Origin of the sequence: Variovorax sp. OAS795, from assembly GCF_040546685.1 — a bacterium.
Classification (GTDB): Bacteria; Pseudomonadota; Gammaproteobacteria; order Burkholderiales; family Burkholderiaceae_C; genus Variovorax.
Window position 1 is genome coordinate 2,001,534 of sequence record NZ_JBEPOH010000001.1, and the last position, 15,569, is coordinate 2,017,102.

Consider the following 15,569-nt stretch of genomic DNA (forward strand, 5'->3'; position numbering starts at 1 on the left):
CTGCTGTGTCACGTCACTTCTTGGCGGGAGCCTTGGCCGGGGCCTTGGCGGGAGCGGCACCTTGCTGCGCGCCGCCGGTGGGAGCACCCAACGCCTTGGCCACGTTTTCGTCGAGCGCGCGCATCTTGGGTTCGATGGTGCCGCGCGTTTCGGCCACGAGCTTTTCGGTCAGGGCGGTCTGCATCTTGGGATTCAGGTCCTGGTACTTCTTGCTGAGGGGCGAGTTGATCCAGGCCAGCAGCTGCTTGAGTTCTTCTTCGCTGAAGTTCTGCTCGAGCAGCGGCGTGAGGGCGCCGGGTGCCAGCTGCACGGCCTTGTCGCGCACGATCGGGTAGGCGTCGTCGAAATACTTCTTGAGCTCGGCGTCGGCAGCCTTGGCGGCCGATTCGCGCTTGGCTTCGGGCACCTGCGATTGCAGGTACTGCGAACCCGCCTGCGCGATGGGTGCGCTCGACTGCTCGACCAGGCCGCGGGCCAGGGATTCGATGCCGGGGCGTTGCACGTCCACGAACTGCTTGATAAGCGCGGCCTTGTCCTGCGCCATGGCGGCCATCGAGCTGCCAGCCAGGGCGACAGTCAGAAGTGCGAGCTTGAATTTTTTCACTGAGGGTTCTCCGTTGAAGATGTGGAAGTATCGTCCGCGCCTGGCTCGATCTCGCCGTTGGCGTCGTTTTCGACAATACGCTGTAGCCCGCTGAGTTTGGCGCCTTCGTCGAGCCCGATCAGCGTTACGCCTTGCGTAGCGCGACCTAGTTCACGAATCTCGGCAACCCGGGTGCGCACCAGCACGCCCTTGTCGGTGATGAGCATGATCTCATCGTCCGCATGCACGAGGGTGGCGGCAACGACCTTGCCGTTGCGCTCGCTCTGTTGAATCGCAATCATGCCTTTGGTTCCCCGGCCATGACGCGTGTACTCGGTAATGCTTGTGCGCTTTCCGTAACCATTTTCGGTGGCGGTGAGCACGCTTTGCTGCTCGTCCTCGGCCACCAGCATGGCGATCACGCCTTGTCCGGGGTCCAGCGACATGCCGCGCACGCCGCGTGCATTGCGCCCCAGCGGGCGCACGTCTTCCTCGTCGAAGCGCACCGCCTTGCCGCCGTCGCTGAACAGCATCACGTCGTGCTTGCCGTCGGTGAGGGCTGCGCCGATGAGGTAGTCGCCCTCATCGAGATTCACCGCGATGATGCCGCCCTTGCGGGGGTTGTTGAATTCGTCGAGCGTGGTCTTCTTGACCGTTCCCATGGAGGTGGCCATGAACACGTACTGGTCGGCCGGGAAGTTGCGCTTCTCGCCGGTGAGGGCGAGCGCGACGTTGATCTTCTCGCCTTCCTGCAGCGGGAACATGTTGACGATCGGGCGGCCGCGCGAACCGCGGGAACCCGCGGGCACTTCCCACACCTTGAGCCAGTAGAGCCGGCCGCGGTTGGAGAAGCACAGGATGTAGTCGTGCGTATTGGCAATGAAGAGCTGGTCGATCCAGTCGTCTTCCTTCGTCACGGTGGCCTGCTTGCCGCGCCCGCCGCGCTTTTGCGCCCGGTATTCGTTCAGCGGCTGGCTCTTGATATAGCCGCTGTGCGACAGCGTCACCACCATGTCGGTCGGCGTGATCAGGTCTTCGGTCGAGAGGTCGAAGGCGCTGTGCTCGACCAGGCTGCGGCGCGCGCCGAGCTTGGACTGGCCGAACTCGTGCTTGATGGTGCCGAGTTCGTCGCCGATGATGACCGAGACCCGCTCGGGCTTGGCCAGGATGTCGAGCAGGTCGTCGATCTCGGCCATGACCTCCTTGTACTCCGCAACGATCTTGTCCTGTTCCAGGCCGGTGAGGCGCTGCAGGCGCATCTGCAGGATTTCCTGGGCCTGGGTTTCCGAGAGGCGATAGAGGCCGTCCGAACCCATGCCGAATTCGCGCTCCAGGCCCTCGGGGCGGTAGTCGTCGGCGTTGACCACGCCGCCATCGGCGCGCGAACGCGTGAGCATTTCGCGCACCAGCTTGCTGTCCCAGCTGCGGGTCATCAGCTCGGCCTTGGCCACGGGCGGCGTCGGGGCATTGCGGATGATCGAGATGAAGTCGTCGATATTGGCCAGCGCCACTGCCAGGCCTTCGAGCACGTGGCCGCGTTCGCGCGCCTTGCGCAGCGTGAAGACGGTGCGGCGCGTCACCACTTCGCGGCGGTGCTGCAGGAAGACCTCGATCAGGTCCTTCAGGTTGCACAGCTTGGGCTGGCCGTCGACCAGCGCCACCATGTTGATGCCGAAGGTGTCCTGCAGCTGCGTCTGCTTGTAGAGGTTGTTGAGCACCACCTCGGGCACTTCGCCGCGCTTGAGCTCGATCACCAGGCGCATGCCCGACTTGTCGGACTCGTCCTGGATGTGGCTGATGCCCTCGATCTTCTTCTCGTGCACCAGCTCGGCCATGCGCTCCTGCAGCGTCTTCTTGTTGACCTGGTAGGGAAGCTCGTCGACGATGATCGCCTGGCGCTGGCCGCGGTCGATGTCCTCGAAGTGGCACTTGGCGCGCATGACGACCTTGCCCCGGCCCGTGCGGTAGCCGTCCCGGACGCCATTGATGCCGTAGATGATGCCGGCGGTGGGGAAGTCGGGCGCCGGAATGATTTCCATCAGCTCGTCGATGGAGGCCTGCGGATTGCGCAGCAGGTGCAGGCAGGCGTCCACCACTTCATTGAGATTGTGCGGCGGAATATTGGTGGCCATGCCCACCGCAATACCGCCGGAGCCATTCACCAGCAAATTCGGCAGCTTGCTCGGCAAAACCTTGGGTTCTTTTTCCGAGCCGTCGTAATTGTCCTGAAAATCGACAGTTTCCTTGTCGATATCGCCCAGCATTTCATGTGCAATTTTGGCGAGGCGGATTTCCGTATACCGCATTGCGGCCGCGTTGTCGCCGTCGACCGAGCCGAAGTTGCCCTGGCCGTCGACCAGCATATGGCGCATGGAAAAGTCCTGCGCCAGACGCACGATGGTGTCGTAGACCGACTGGTCGCCGTGCGGGTGGTACTTGCCGATCACGTCGCCCACGATGCGGGCGGACTTCTTGTAGGCCCGGTTCCAGTCGTTGTTGAGCTCGTGCATGGCAAACAGCACGCGCCGGTGCACAGGCTTGAGGCCGTCGCGCGCATCGGGAAGCGCCCGGCCCACGATCACGCTCATGGCGTAATCGAGATAGCTGCTGCGCATTTCCTCTTCGAGACTGATGGGCAGGGTTTCTTTGGCGAAGGAGGTCATTGAGCGAGAGGCTGGCGGCAGGAAGGCGAAATTTTACGCTGTGAGGGGTGTCGCACCGCCGCAACACAAGGCGGCTATTCCGCCTCAGTCCTACGCTTCCGGGCCGTCCAGCGGCCTGTTTGCCAAAGACCCTATGGCACAATCGCCTCAACGTTTTGGGTGGTGGTCACTTAAAGCGTCCTTGATTCGCAGCGCGGCTGCGGCTTTTTCCCCAAGAGGAGAACCATGAAGAAACTGAATAAAGTGGCGATGATGTTTGCAGTCGCTGCGCTCGCCACTGCCGCCGGCGCGCAGACCCGTGTCACCGCAGCAAATGGCGGTCCTACGATCGACAACTGGCAGAACGGCACCGGCGAACTGGTTTGGAAGAACGGCACGAACGAACTGTGCTGGCGCGATGCCAACTGGACGCCGGCTACCGCCGCCGTCGGTTGCGACGGTGCCCTGGTTGCCGCAGCTCCTCCCGTTGCAGCTCCTGGCGTGGCTCCTGCGCCTGCGCCTGCCGCTCCGCCGACCGTGGCTGCTTCGAAGGTGACCTTCGCTGCCGACGCATTCTTCGACTTCGACAAGTCGGTCCTCAAGCCTGAAGGTCGCGCCAAGCTGACCGACCTGGTCTCGAAGATCCGTGATGTCAACCTCGAAGTGATCATCGCTGTGGGCCACACCGACTCGATCGGTTCGGACGCCTATAACCAGCGTCTGTCGGTGCGCCGCGCCGAAGCCGTCAAGGCCTTCCTGGTCTCGAAGGGCATCGAACGCAACCGCGTCTACACCGAAGGCAAGGGCGAGAAGCAGCCAGTGGCTGACAACCGCACCAAGGAAGGCCGCGCCAAGAACCGCCGCGTGGAAATCGAAGTGGTCGGCACCCGCGCCACCCAGTGATTCGACTGAATCGCTGAAAAAAACCCCGCCTCGGCGGGGTTTTTTTATGCCTGCTTAATTCCTTTGGGACAAGGGTCGAATGCCTAGGGCCTTCCGGGCCGCATTCTCCGTTTCATAATCACGCCATGACAGATAACGTGAATGCCGATCCGGCGGAACTCGCCAAGTTTTCGGAACTTGCTCATCGCTGGTGGGATTTGGAGAGCGAATTCCGCCCTCTCCATGAAATCAATCCACTGCGGCTTGAATGGATTGACGGTATTGCGCCCATTTCTGAGCGCAAGGTGCTCGACGTGGGTTGCGGCGGCGGCATCCTGGCCGATTCGATGGCCCGAAAAGGGGCCGACGTGCTTGGCATCGATCTCGCGAGCAAGGCGCTCAAAGTGGCGCGGCTGCATGCACTCGAAGCCGGCACGGCCGGCGTCAAGTACCGTGAAATCAGTGCCGAGGCACTTGCGGCGGAGCAGCCCGGCAGCTTCGACGTCGTGACCTGCATGGAAATGCTCGAGCACGTGCCGGAACCGGCCTCGATCGTCCGGGCTTGCGCCACGCTGGTGAAGCCGGGCGGATGGGTGTTTTTCTCCACCATCAACCGCAATCTCAAGTCGTTCATGCTGGCCATCGTCGGCGCCGAATACGTGCTGGGCATGCTGCCCCGTGGCACCCACGAATACGCGAAGCTGATCCGGCCCAGCGAACTCGCCGCCCATTGCCGCGCCGCCGGCCTGGACCTGCGGCATACGCGAGGGATGGAGCACAACCCGTTGACCCGACGTTACTGGCTCAGCGGCGACACCAGCGTCAACTACATGTTCGCGACGCAAAAGCCTGCGCTTGCGGCGGGTTCGCCGGCGGTGACGGCGGCGAAAGTGCAGGCCGTGCTGTTCGACCTGGACGGCACGCTGATCGACAGTGCGCCCGATCTTGGCGCCGCGGCCGACAAGATGCGCACCGACCGGGGGCTCGAATCGTTCCCGCTGGAGCGCTACCGTTTCATGGCGGGCGCGGGAGCGCGCGGCATGCTCGGCGTGGCGTTCGGCATCACGCCGGACGCGCCGGAGTTCCCCGCGTTGCGCGAGGAGTTCTTCGTCGCCTACGAGAACCGCATGCTGCTCAACACACAGGTGTTCGATGGCGTGCAGGCGCTCATCGACGCCATCTGCGCGCGCGGGCTCGCCTGGGGCGTGGTCACCAACAAGTCGGCACGCTTCACCGATCCGCTGACGCGCGCCATTGCGCTTTTTGACAGCGCAGGCGCCATCGTGAGCGGCGACACCACGCCATTTTCCAAGCCGCACCCCGGACCCCTGCACGAAGCTGCGCGCCGGCTTGGCGTTCCCTCCAGCGCCTGCATCTATGTGGGAGACGACGAACGCGACATCATCGCGGGACGTGCCGCGGGCATGCGGACCGTTGCAGCAACTTATGGTTACATGGGCGCCCAGGCCGACGCCACCCTGTGGGAGGCCGATGCCGCAATAACTTCGCCCCTGGAGCTCTTGCAATACCTCAACCGGGCCTAAAATGGTGAGCTTGGGGCTGCACTGGTTTCGACGTGGGTTCGGAATCGCAGCGGGGCATGTCGAGCTGAATGCGCTCGTAAAACAGATTCAAACAAACTAACTGCAAACGACGAACGTTTCGCACTCGCTGCTTAATTGCCAGTGAGCCTTGCAACAGTTGGCCGATGGGCTGGGCAAGGGGGTCTGGAGCAATCCTGACCTCCCGGCTGCAAGGATAATTACATGGGCTGGCTTCGATCCGGGTACCTTGGGTCGGGGCGAGAAAATAGGGTGCTGGCGTCCGGTTTAGCGTGTGACTGCGCGACTCCGGAAGCGAGACTCAAATCAGATCACTAAACATGTAGAACTGCGCGAAGAAGGCTTGCGGACGGGGGTTCAAATCCCCCCAGCTCCACCATATTTCTAGGGCTAGGTCCAATAAAATCAAGGACTTAGCGTCAGAGGCTCCGTCCTCTGCCGTCCCTTTCCGTCCCCCGATTCACACGTTTCTCACACGCATTCAGTCGTCTTTCTCCCATTGATGGTGGTGGTAGCCACACAGGCCGCCGAAGTCATGTTCCGCTGGGCCCAGTGCTTCACCGCACACGACGCATTTGGAATGAGAGATGGTTGCCGAGCAGTGCACACAGACGCTTTCCGAAAGAACGAACGTTTCCAGGAAGCATTCGTGGCAACTCGTGGTGGCAGGTTCACCTCCGTCGGTGGCGGCTAGGTAGTTCTCCGTCCCATAAACCTCTTCGCATGCGTCCTCGATTAGGTCGCTGAATCCGGACTGATCTCCGCATCCGATGCACGTGAACGCTAGATCCTGTTGATCGGCTGCTGTTGTGTCGATCGGCCGCAATAAATCGCTGCCGCACTGTGGGCAGCAGAATTTCTCCGCAAGACGGTTCAGCGCGGGTAATTGCCACTTGATGTTCGCCATCCGCCGCTCGCATTCCTGTTTCTCTTGTGCATACACGGCTGCCTCGGCCAGTAGCACCGACCAAGTCTCTTCACCCAGAAGCGCGACGGGTTGCTCCTTGAGCTCGTTAGTGATGAACGCGCTGACCAAGGCGAAGGTATCGACGACGAGCTTCTTCATCTCAGCTGAAGTCGCAGATTCCTTGTAGTGCTCGAGCCGGTTACGGAGATCTACGATCTTGTCGACGGTGTGCCAATCCACCTGGATTCCAAGCGAATGAAAGCGGACTTTCAAGTCCATCACGTCAGCGGTCTTCTTCCCCTTTCCCACAAACACAAGCCCGGCGGGCGTCAGCTTGGGAACGACGTCCTTCTTGATCAGCACTTCCTCGGAGTCAGGCGGCGAGAGTTGGCGCAGCTTTTCCTTGAACAGGAGCAATATGCCCGCGACCATGTTTCGCACAGTCGAAAGTGCTCGGCGGGGGTCATCAGATTGGAAATCCTCGATCGCAATCTGAAGCGACGAGACGGCGTTTGCTTTGATGGAATCTGTTGTGCTCATTAGCGGTATTGCTCGTGTCCTTGGCTCCCCCGGCATATCACACCGTTGGCAATCCCGGTAAGCACTCGCGCCCGTACTTTACTGCCGGTCGCTCGAAGCCCAACTCCGCACCTTGCTCGACCCAGCGGCCGTAGTGTCGGATCACCATCTCGGTCGATTCGTGGCCCAGGAGCTTGGCAATGTACGCCGGGTTCTCTCCCTGGCTCAGCAGATGGCTTGCAAAAGTGTGCCTCATTTGGTATGGGTTGCGATAGCGCGCCTTGACCCTTTTGCAGGTGCGTTGCCACAGCCGCAGCAACGACTGATCGGTCCATTCGCCCTCTGTGCGCGGATTCAGGAACACCCGGCCTTGCGCGGTTTCGACGGCCGCCAGCTGCGCCTGCAAGGCCTGCCGCGCCGCCAGCAACAGGGGGATGGTGCGAACCCCCGCCTTCGTCTTCGTTCCCTTCTCCTGACCCTCGACAACGGCCTTGTCGATCCGCACAGTTTTGGCCACCAGGTCGACGTCCGGCCAGGTGATCGCGATGAGCTCGCTGGTGCGGACGCCGGAGAACGCCCAGAACTGGAACGCGTGGCGCTCGGCGGTCTGCATCGAGGTCAATAGGGTCAGCAGTTCCTCCATGGTGTATGGGTCGGGCGCGTAGTCCGTTGACAGCGTGTCCCGCGGCAGGATCCGGGCGATCTTGAGCCGGTCGAGCGGATTGAACGCGATCGCCTCATCCGCCACAGCCTCGGAGAGCGCATTCCGTAGCGGCAGCAGCAGGTTGCTCATCCGCTTGCGCGTGACGTGCTGCAGGGCGATCCAGTCGCGCAGGGTGCCGGCGCTCAACGACCCGACCTGCAAGTCGCCGAACTGCGGAACCAGAACGTTGTCGATCGCTTTCCGGTAGCCGTTCCATGTGCTGGGCTGCAAAGACGCCTTGGAGCGCGTTTTGTAGCTTTCCAGCAGGTCTTTCACGCTGGTGGTCTTGCCGGCCCCATGGCCGAAGATCCGGCAGCGTGGCGAGCTCGGAAAATATTCGTCATACCGGAACAGCCCGCGCTCGATCTTTCCGAGGATCTCGGCGCGCAGGCGCTCCGCATAGAGCAGGTTGGCGCGCGTGCCTGGCAGATCGACGATCTCCCGGCACTGTACGCCCTGAAAGCTGAACGCAACGCGGATGACTTCCTTGTTCTTGCGCTTGATGACGGTGATGCCGACGCTCACGCTCGAGCTTTCTTCCGGGGCAGTTCGACCGGCCGGCCCGCGGCCCAGGCATTCACTGCACCGACATTGATCCACAGTTGCTTGCTGCCGACCGGCTGGCGGACGTGCACGTCACGCAGCCAGTGGCCGCTGCGCAGCCGCTTGTCGACCGCATCGGCCGTCTCACCGAACAGCTCGCAGTAGCGGCTCATGGGAACCCATTCGAGAGCGATTGATGACGTCATGCCGGTACTCCCATGCGCGCCGCCTTGCGAGCTTTGCGGGCTTCATTTGCAGCCTTCCACGCTGCATGACCTTTGCCACTCTCCAGCGCCCAGGCGGCTTCTACTTCTTCGTCCGCGACTTCTTGGATGACCTCGTCCAGAGTGTCGCGCTCGTAGACGATGGACGCGTCGCGGATCGCCATGATGTACCGCAATGGCCCGTCGTCTGGGTGCGTCCGTGCCACGCTCCCGCCCAGAGCGTTCATCCGCGCCCGGAGGCTCGCCCAATCAGTCGCACCTGGCGTGAACACGATGCCCTGCAGCAAGGATTCAAGGCGAGCGATCTGCGCCAAATTTGCGGACCACTTGTCCTCCCGGTGAACCAGGAGCCACAGCGAATCAACTTCGCGTTGTGCCGCGGCGTCCAGGACGCGCACCTCGGGCAAAGCCGTTCCGTTCATGCTGTCGCTCCCATGCGCGCGGCTTCCGCCAGGCCATCTGCGCGCTCGTTGCCAATGTGGCCGGCGTGCCCCTTGATCCAGCGCACCTCGTGCTGGCGCTGACGTGCGATCACCATTACTTGCCAAAGGTCAGCGTTCATCACGTCGCAAATCTTCTTGGTGGCCTTGTCCTTGCGAGTCCAGCCATTCCGCTGCCACTTCGCCGACCACAGATTCAGTCCGTCGACGACATAGCGACTGTCGCTGTGCAACACCGCAGGACGGTCGCCGAGCCACAGCAGGGCGCGCAGCATGGCTGTTTGCTCCATGCGGTTGCTCGAAGTGAACGTGTCGGCCTTGCCGCTCCCGGTGTGGATTTCGCGGCCGTTCTCGAAGGCCACGAAGCTCCAGCCGCCGATGGCACTCGGATTCGGCCAGCATGATCCATCCGTGTAGATTTCGATCATGCGAGGCTCCGGATCGCGAAGCCGATTTCGCGGCGGGGGCCTGCACCGGATACGAGCCGAAGGTGGCTGAGTGCCCCTGACTTCGCCCTCACAGCGTGGGCCGCGTAGAAGAATTCCTTCTCGGTGCTATGAAGGCGGCAGACATAGCCGGTGAGGTAGTCGGCACGAGTTTTGCCGTCGCTGAATTCCCCGGTGTCTTCCCTCCGTACGCGATACAGCTTGTACTCGCCGACGATCACAGCGGCCTGGCCGTAGGCGAAGACTTCATCACCGACGGCGAACGCCGCGCTTGCCTTGTAGTTCATCTCGGACGCGCCGTCCAAACCCGGATCCTGCTTCGGCGCGGTACGCACAGCATCTTCTACTTCCAGCCTGCGGGCCTCCTCGCGGCGCGCGCGTTCGTCGCGCGTGATCCCCTTCGTGACCCGGATGTTGCGGCCGACGTAACGGACCTGCATCCAGCGTTCGTCTTGCATCGCCTTGACCTTGCGACCATCGACTTGCACGCCGTTGAAGAAAGTCACGGAGGCGATGGTTGGCAGGTGCTCCGGCGTGATGATCCCGGCCGAGATCAGGGCCTGTATGCTGCCGCTGTAGTGGTCGCCGCCCACGCCTGCGTCGAACTCGAATCCGGACGCCTGGTTGTTGTGGGGGCTACGCATGTTGCTGCTTCCAGTGCGCCGTCAGGCCCGCATTCGTCTGGTCGATGCACAGCTGTGCAGCGCTCAGGTAATCGACCATGTGCTGTTCGGTGAAGGCTTCAAAGTCGAAGCCAGCACTGAAGCCGATGCGCTCCAGCAAGGAGACGATGGAATGCGCCTCGAAGATTCGAACGCGAATTTCGTCGGGCAATCTTCCCTCGATCCCGATGAGCTCGTTGTAAGCCGCGGTCAAACGATTGTCCGCATGCTGAACCAATCCCATCACCATTTCGCTCGTGGCGTCGTCGCGCACATCATCGAGCGAGCTTTGACCGGCGAACATGTAGATCAGCATCGTGAGCATCGAGCCCGAGTGCGACAGGTGGCTTGTGATCCGGTCGAACTGTTGGCCGGTGAGCCTGGCAGTGGTGGCTGGCACCGAGACGGCAGACGTTGCCGCTACGGCCGGCGTCAAGGCACCCCGGCGAGTGGTTCTCTCGGCAAGGGCTTCCATCACTTCGCCCCTTCGAGTGCGTCATCAAGCGAGGTCTTCGCGAGTTGCAGCAGGCGGAGTGCGCCCCGCAGTGCGTCGTCATCGTATTCTCGGATGCTCATTGCGAGCACGGCGATTGCGCAGGCAAAGGGAGCAGAGGCTTCGTCGCACATTTCGAAGTCTCGGGCGTGCACACCGCGGGCGAGGGCGTTCTGTGCGCGTTCAACCACATACAACGCCCCATAGACCAGATCCGAACCGACATCTTGCAGACAAGCTCGGATGATGGCGATCACCTCGGCGCCCATCTTGTAAGCGTTGTCCTCGATCCCTGAGCCTTCGAAAGAAACTGCTTCACGCCGGCCAGGCGATTGCGATGCGGAAGACGCTGCTTCGATGGGCAGTGCCTTCACTGCGTCGTTCACCGGGTCGAGCGCGGAATGCGCCGCGTCCAGCAGTTCAAAGGCACCTTCCAACATGTGCTGCAGGATGCTCCCGTGTGCCAGTTTGATCGCGCCTTCGATGCATGCCAGAGGCACGAACAGACTATCGTAGAGATGCCTCACGTCACCTTGCGTGAGGTCTTCGCGCTGGATCGTGTGCAGGGGAGGCACGAGCACCGAGTGGCAGATGTGCCCAAGCAGCGTTTCGATGTACTCGCCAGTCTCGGCCGCGTCGTGCGCCATCTCGAGTTTTTGATCTGCCTCGGCCATCCAGCGGCGAATGTCCGCGATGGTTACCAGTGGTGCCTGGGGCTCGTTCTCGATTGGCGCGCGCGCCGTGTCGGGTGTAGAGGTCTTCGGCTCGATGACAGCAGTCGCCGCTTTGGTGACTGCTGTTGCCGTCTTACGTGAGGGCGTGCTAACATCCATTTTGTGTTCCGTCTTCTTTGCTAGGGGTCGATTCACATGAAGGGGCCACCGTTGGCGCGGTGTGCCCCTTCGCCTTTTCTGCCTTCACATTTCCGTTGGCGCGGGATTGCTGAAGGCATGAAACCAGTTCGTTGTTGAGAGACCTGAGGTTTTGGCTAGCCTGCTGACGCAGGAGGTCCGCCAAAACCTTTGGTATCCGCAGTGTCAGCCGTAGGTGGCCTTCCCGATTAAATGACATATAAATGGTGTCAGAGCCTGCATTTTGAATGTGACACCATTGTGGTGTCAAGAGCGGTGACACTGTTTTGGTGTAAATTCTTTCGATGGAACTTGACCGCTACACGCGCATGACATTGCGCCTGCCGAAGGAACTTCACACGCGGCTTGAATCGCGCGCTGACGAGACTTCGAAGAGCCTCAACGCCGAGATCGTCGCGCGACTTGAACAGTCGTTTGAAGGCGCAGATACCGTTCCGAAGGCTCAATACGAGGCCTTGCAGAACCAGGTGCAAGCTCTGGAAAAAGCGTACGCGGCAAGTGAAGGATCGCAGAAGCGCATGCTTCAACTCGATGCGATGGAGCGGTCGCTCACTCTGATGCTCGCATCCAACGTGATCGCCCTGGGGCATCGGATACTTCACATACTCGGCACGCTCGGCAACTCCAAAGAAGCCAAAGAGATAAAGGAGATGGAACCCGAGGTTCTCAGCGCAATTGAGGCCGGTAGACTGGCCATGGAACATGACAAAACGAAGGGGGAACTCGACCTCGAGCAGTTGCCGTGGCTGAAGGAGGGACCGCAGTCTCACAAATTGCGACGCACCAACTAGCACCCTTTGGGTAAAGGGAAAGTTCCTGGCAACGCGATTCATGCCCAATCCAAAAACCTGCGCAGCGCGCGCCGGAGGGCAAAACGAAAGCGGGCAGAGGCCGCATTTAAGTCGAGACGCTTGCTTCGCGCGCTCCGGCGCGGCATGGTTGAGCGCTCGCTCCACCACAAGCGGCGTCGAGCCGCCCGGACCGCAAACGCGGGCGACGGACGCGCAGACTCGGAGGGCCATCCCCGGGGCGTCGCAGCTTGCGATCCAAAACTCCAAGATTCACTCCAAGCCCGTGATGAGCACGAAGCAACTTTAGCCGACTGCAGCAAGTTTACTTAAAGTATCCTTGCAGTCTGCTAAGGTATTAGCTTGGAAACTCGGTAAGACGCCCGATCACGACGCCGCAGATGCTGCTATCCGGGGCCATCTGGGTGATCCGATTTGGCCAGTTGGGGTTCAGCGCCTGTAAATAGCGGGTTCCACCATCTACGAGAAGTTGTCGACAGTAGGCCTGCTCATCACGTTGCGCCCGAATGACAACCAGCGATCCGTGATTGGGTGCCCGTGCGGGATCGACATAAATTAACTCGCCCTCCGTGAGTGACGCCTCGCCAGTGGGGTTGTGCATGCTGGCGCCCTGGACGCGAAGTGCAAAAGTGTCTGAGCTATGTGGAATAGGGCATCCCACCCAACCCTCAACATCGGCTTCAGCCATGCTCTCGTAAGTCGTAAACAACGTGGCTTGAGACCAAGCGAGCAACGGAACGGTCCAACCACTATCAAGTTCCGCGCCGCCTTGCGCCACGCGTTTTTCGCCCTCCCCAGTGACGATCCATCTGGCGTTAAACCCGGTGGCTAGTTCCAGCGCGGCCGCAGTCTCGGCTTTGAGACTCTTCACATTCCCAGAAATCCATTGCGCGATTGCGCTTTGGCTTACGCCAACCTCGCGCGCTAACGCGCTCTGAGTCTTGCCGGAGCCTTGGATGGCTTCCTTTACGCGTTGTGAAAAGTGCATTTGCTTATTAAACCGGCTAAACACATTAGTGTGCTTGTGTTCTGAAATGCAGTCTGCTAAAGTTGCAGAACCATGCGAACCAAAGAAGCTATCCACCACGCCGGAAGCGCCGTCGCCTTGGCAGCGCGGCTGAACATCACTCCCGGGGCGATCTCTCAATGGGGTGAATATCCGCCGGACGCGCGACAACTGCAGCTTGAGCGTGTGACGTTGGGAGCGCTGAAGGCGGAACTCGGGTGTCTGGACCGTGTACTCGGCTTGGCCGCTCCCGTACGCGCGTCCGACTTAGCCGCAACTGCGGCTTTGGGAGTTTGACGTGGCCATTCACCGCGCACCTCTGCTCGGCATCGTGCGTGCCTTGGGGCTCATGTCCATTGCGTGCGCCACAAAGCGCACTTCCACGTCGCCATCGAGCCACCTCACATCCAACCGCGTGGTCCGCAGCGTGATGCGTGCGGGTTTGCCGGGAGTCGTACTCGCGTTGGTCGTGACGCTGCTGCGCGAGCTGCTGTGGATCAGGTCCGGGTCATGTGCCGGGGCTTGCTTGGAACTGGTCGGGTAGGTCATGTCTGCAGTTTCGCCAGCCCCAATTGAAAGAGCCAGAAAGGGCATGCAGCTCGCTTTGCGCGCGCTGCAAGAGCCTGGGAAGGCCGGCGCTCTCGCCGTTTCCATGGGGCTGAGTGACTCGACGGTGAGCCGCATCAAAACGGAGCGCCTCGAAGAGGTCCTCCTGTTTCTGGCGCACCTCGGCATCAAGGCGGTGCCGTCCGAATACCAGTGCGTCGACCCGAAGACCTTCGCCGCTTTCGAGGTGCTGTACGCCAAAGCCATGAGCCAGACCACTCCCGCAAAGCTGATTTTCGAGGATGCCGACTGATGCACCGTCCTATGAATCGCGTCATCTACGTCGCGCATTTTCTTTACTACTTGAGGATCCATCGCTCGTGGTCCTCCGCCCAGTGGTGCATGCAACACGAGGGGAGGGCATGGCGATGAGCAACTACACGTTCCAGAATCACGAAGGGCGTGAAATGGTCGCGACTCTCGTCGGCGTCCCAGGAGCCCGACACGTCGAATTCGCCTGTCGCAATTCCACGCGTCTCTCGTTGGGCAGTGTCTCGCTGCCAGTGTTGCTGCGCGATCCTCTGATCGCAGGCGGCTGGTGCTGCATGTTGGCGCCTAGCGGCGACGTCGACGGTTGCGACGAGAAGGACCTCGTGCTCCTCGATGTCGATCTCGTCGAAGAACTCGCTGTTTGGGCGCAAGCAAGTGCCCTTGGCCATGTTGAAAGCGTCGAGGAATGACGCTCTACCAACGACACCCTTTGTCCGCGTCCTGGCCGGACATGAGCGCGGAGGACCATCGAGCGCTCCGCGACAGCATCGCTGCATCCGGGCTGCGGGAGGCAATCGTTCTGCTCAACGGGGAGGTCCTCGACGGGTGGCAGCGGTACACAGCGTGCATCGCCGAAGGCATCGAGCCGCGATTTGAAGACTTCACGGGCGAAGACGGCGACGAAGCTGCCGATTTCATTCGCGACAAGCACACACGCAGGCCGCTGACCCTCACACAGCGCTTGGCGGCCGTTTTGCAGATGAGCCGCTACAAGCCGGCACACCGCCCGAATAAGTCTGCAAATTCTGCAGACTTACCGAAACAGTCTGAGCGCAGCATCCCGGAGATCGCGGCATCCGTCGGCGCAAGCACTCGATCCGCATCCAGCGTGAAGGCTGCACTCGACAACGGGGCCCCCGAACTGGTCAAGGCAGTAACTGCGGGTGCAGTGTCCGCTCACCGGGCCGAAGAAATCTCGAAGCTACCCAAGGACGAGCAGGCCGCAGCGCTTTCCGCTCCACGGGTGCCGCGGTTCCGAGGCAAGCCGATGAAGGGGCCGAAAGCCGACCTGATCCGCGCCGAGTTGAAGGCCGCGGCTCACAGGTCGAAAGCCGAAGAGTCGCAGGCACGCGTGGCGGAGCTGGAGCAGCACGCCGCGGGCCTGAGCCAGCAGCTCGCCGAGGCCTTGCAAACGCAGGCAGCGGCCGAGGCCGACAACGCCGGGATGTCCAAGGTCTTCGAAGCCAACGATCAGCTCGCCGTGGCCGTGGCCGAAGCGAAGAAGTACCGCGACCTGGCGGCCGGCCTGCAGCAACGCATCAACAGCATGATGACGGAGATTGCCGATCTGAAGCGCTCGGTCAAGCACTGGCAGAAGAAGGCGGGTCAAACCGCATGACCGAACTGTTCGACAACGGGGGTGCGCTCGACTTCCCTGCGCCCCGGGATTTCCAGCGTGC

Annotated in this window: 20 protein-coding genes, 1 other RNA gene and 1 pseudogene; 9 read left to right on the plus strand and 13 right to left on the minus strand. The window is 61.5% G+C overall.

Going from position 1 to position 15,569, the window contains the following annotated elements; translation table 11 throughout:
• Positions 1 to 13: 13 nt before the first annotated feature.
• Positions 14 to 604 carry a DUF2059 domain-containing protein gene (locus ABID97_RS09525; protein WP_354398268.1) on the minus strand — a complete coding sequence of 197 codons (591 nt, stop codon included), beginning with the start codon at positions 602 to 604 and terminating at the stop codon, positions 14 to 16.
• Complete coding sequence (gene gyrA / locus ABID97_RS09530; protein WP_354398269.1) at positions 601 to 3,246, minus strand: DNA gyrase subunit A; 2,646 nt, start codon at positions 3,244 to 3,246, stop codon at positions 601 to 603. The genes ABID97_RS09525 and gyrA overlap by 4 nt, the downstream gene beginning before the upstream one ends.
• A 225-nt stretch (positions 3,247 to 3,471) precedes the next feature.
• On the opposite strand from gyrA, the gene ompA reads away from it, so the two are divergent.
• The 4 genes and pseudogenes from ompA (at position 3,472) to ssrA (ending at position 6,048) form a co-directional block, all read left to right on the plus strand.
• Positions 3,472 to 4,128, plus strand: a complete 657-nt coding sequence (gene ompA, locus ABID97_RS09535) for an outer membrane protein OmpA (RefSeq protein ID WP_354398270.1) — start codon at positions 3,472 to 3,474, stop codon at positions 4,126 to 4,128.
• 125 nt (positions 4,129 to 4,253) lie between these two features.
• Positions 4,254 to 4,961 (plus strand): annotated as a pseudogene (ubiG, locus tag ABID97_RS09540) (bifunctional 2-polyprenyl-6-hydroxyphenol methylase/3-demethylubiquinol 3-O-methyltransferase UbiG); the annotation flags it as partial.
• Positions 4,938 to 5,651 carry an HAD-IA family hydrolase gene (locus ABID97_RS09545; RefSeq protein ID WP_354401714.1) on the plus strand — a complete coding sequence of 238 codons (714 nt, stop codon included), beginning with the start codon at positions 4,938 to 4,940 and terminating at the stop codon, positions 5,649 to 5,651. The pseudogene ubiG and the gene ABID97_RS09545, both read left to right, overlap by 24 nt.
• Positions 5,652 to 5,663: 12 nt before the next feature.
• Positions 5,664 to 6,048: a transfer-messenger RNA gene (ssrA, locus tag ABID97_RS09550) on the plus strand.
• Positions 6,049 to 6,150: 102 nt separating this feature from the next.
• Here the strand turns inward: ssrA and ABID97_RS09555 are convergent.
• From ABID97_RS09555 to ABID97_RS09595, 9 genes are read right to left on the minus strand one after another with little or no spacing between them, the layout of a single operon-like run.
• Complete coding sequence (locus ABID97_RS09555; protein ID WP_354398271.1) at positions 6,151 to 7,116, minus strand: hypothetical protein; 966 nt, start codon at positions 7,114 to 7,116, stop codon at positions 6,151 to 6,153.
• Between the two features lie 37 nt (positions 7,117 to 7,153).
• Positions 7,154 to 8,323: a tyrosine-type recombinase/integrase gene (locus ABID97_RS09560; protein ID WP_354398272.1), complete on the minus strand. Its 1,170-nt coding sequence runs from the start codon at positions 8,321 to 8,323 to the stop codon at positions 7,154 to 7,156.
• Positions 8,320 to 8,547, minus strand: a complete 228-nt coding sequence (locus ABID97_RS09565) for a hypothetical protein (RefSeq protein WP_354398273.1) — start codon at positions 8,545 to 8,547, stop codon at positions 8,320 to 8,322. Before ABID97_RS09565 ends, ABID97_RS09560 begins: the two co-directional genes overlap by 4 nt.
• Entirely contained in the window at positions 8,544 to 8,987 is a 444-nt protein-coding gene (locus ABID97_RS09570; RefSeq protein WP_354398274.1) for a hypothetical protein, read from the minus strand. Before ABID97_RS09570 ends, ABID97_RS09565 begins: the two co-directional genes overlap by 4 nt.
• Positions 8,984 to 9,433 (minus strand): ribonuclease H family protein, encoded by a 450-nt coding sequence (locus ABID97_RS09575; protein WP_354398275.1) that lies wholly within the window; start codon positions 9,431 to 9,433, stop codon positions 8,984 to 8,986. Before ABID97_RS09575 ends, ABID97_RS09570 begins: the two co-directional genes overlap by 4 nt.
• On the minus strand, positions 9,430 to 10,095 hold the full coding sequence (locus tag ABID97_RS09580) for a hypothetical protein (protein ID WP_354398276.1): 666 nt from the start codon (positions 10,093 to 10,095) through the stop codon (positions 9,430 to 9,432). Before ABID97_RS09580 ends, ABID97_RS09575 begins: the two co-directional genes overlap by 4 nt.
• On the minus strand, positions 10,088 to 10,588 hold the full coding sequence (locus tag ABID97_RS09585) for a hypothetical protein (RefSeq protein WP_354398277.1): 501 nt from the start codon (positions 10,586 to 10,588) through the stop codon (positions 10,088 to 10,090). Before ABID97_RS09585 ends, ABID97_RS09580 begins: the two co-directional genes overlap by 8 nt.
• Entirely contained in the window at positions 10,588 to 11,439 is an 852-nt protein-coding gene (locus tag ABID97_RS09590; RefSeq protein ID WP_354398278.1) for a hypothetical protein, read from the minus strand. Before ABID97_RS09590 ends, ABID97_RS09585 begins: the two co-directional genes overlap by 1 nt.
• Complete coding sequence (locus tag ABID97_RS09595; RefSeq protein WP_354401716.1) at positions 11,429 to 11,677, minus strand: Arc family DNA-binding protein; 249 nt, start codon at positions 11,675 to 11,677, stop codon at positions 11,429 to 11,431. The genes ABID97_RS09590 and ABID97_RS09595 overlap by 11 nt, the downstream gene beginning before the upstream one ends.
• Positions 11,678 to 11,762: 85 nt before the next feature.
• Between ABID97_RS09595 and ABID97_RS09600 the strand changes: the two genes are divergently transcribed.
• Entirely contained in the window at positions 11,763 to 12,269 is a 507-nt protein-coding gene (locus tag ABID97_RS09600) for an Arc family DNA-binding protein (protein WP_354398279.1), read from the plus strand.
• A 355-nt stretch (positions 12,270 to 12,624) separates the two neighbouring features.
• On the opposite strand, the gene ABID97_RS09605 is transcribed toward ABID97_RS09600, so the two are convergent.
• Positions 12,625 to 13,371 (minus strand): LexA family protein, encoded by a 747-nt coding sequence (locus tag ABID97_RS09605; protein ID WP_354398280.1) that lies wholly within the window; start codon positions 13,369 to 13,371, stop codon positions 12,625 to 12,627.
• Here ABID97_RS09605 and ABID97_RS09610 point away from each other — a divergent pair.
• On the plus strand, positions 13,348 to 13,590 hold the full coding sequence (locus ABID97_RS09610) for a Cro/CI family transcriptional regulator (protein ID WP_354398281.1): 243 nt from the start codon (positions 13,348 to 13,350) through the stop codon (positions 13,588 to 13,590). The genes ABID97_RS09605 and ABID97_RS09610 overlap by 24 nt on opposite strands.
• Before the next feature lie 9 nt (positions 13,591 to 13,599).
• Here the strand turns inward: ABID97_RS09610 and ABID97_RS09615 are convergent, their stop codons facing one another.
• Positions 13,600 to 13,842: a hypothetical protein gene (locus ABID97_RS09615; protein WP_354398282.1), complete on the minus strand. Its 243-nt coding sequence runs from the start codon at positions 13,840 to 13,842 to the stop codon at positions 13,600 to 13,602.
• Positions 13,843 to 13,885: 43 nt separating this feature from the next.
• Here ABID97_RS09615 and ABID97_RS09620 point away from each other — a divergent pair, with 43 nt between their 5' ends.
• The 3 genes from ABID97_RS09620 to ABID97_RS09630 all read left to right on the plus strand — a co-directional run bounded on the left by ABID97_RS09620 (position 13,886) and on the right by ABID97_RS09630 (position 15,508).
• Positions 13,886 to 14,152, plus strand: coding sequence for a hypothetical protein (locus ABID97_RS09620; protein ID WP_258507238.1), 267 nt, complete (start codon positions 13,886 to 13,888; stop codon positions 14,150 to 14,152).
• 109 nt (positions 14,153 to 14,261) lie between these two features.
• Positions 14,262 to 14,579, plus strand: coding sequence for a hypothetical protein (locus tag ABID97_RS09625; protein WP_354398283.1), 318 nt, complete (start codon positions 14,262 to 14,264; stop codon positions 14,577 to 14,579).
• On the plus strand, positions 14,576 to 15,508 hold the full coding sequence (locus ABID97_RS09630) for a ParB N-terminal domain-containing protein (RefSeq protein WP_354398284.1): 933 nt from the start codon (positions 14,576 to 14,578) through the stop codon (positions 15,506 to 15,508). Before ABID97_RS09625 ends, ABID97_RS09630 begins: the two co-directional genes overlap by 4 nt.
• Positions 15,509 to 15,569: the final 61 nt, after the last annotated feature.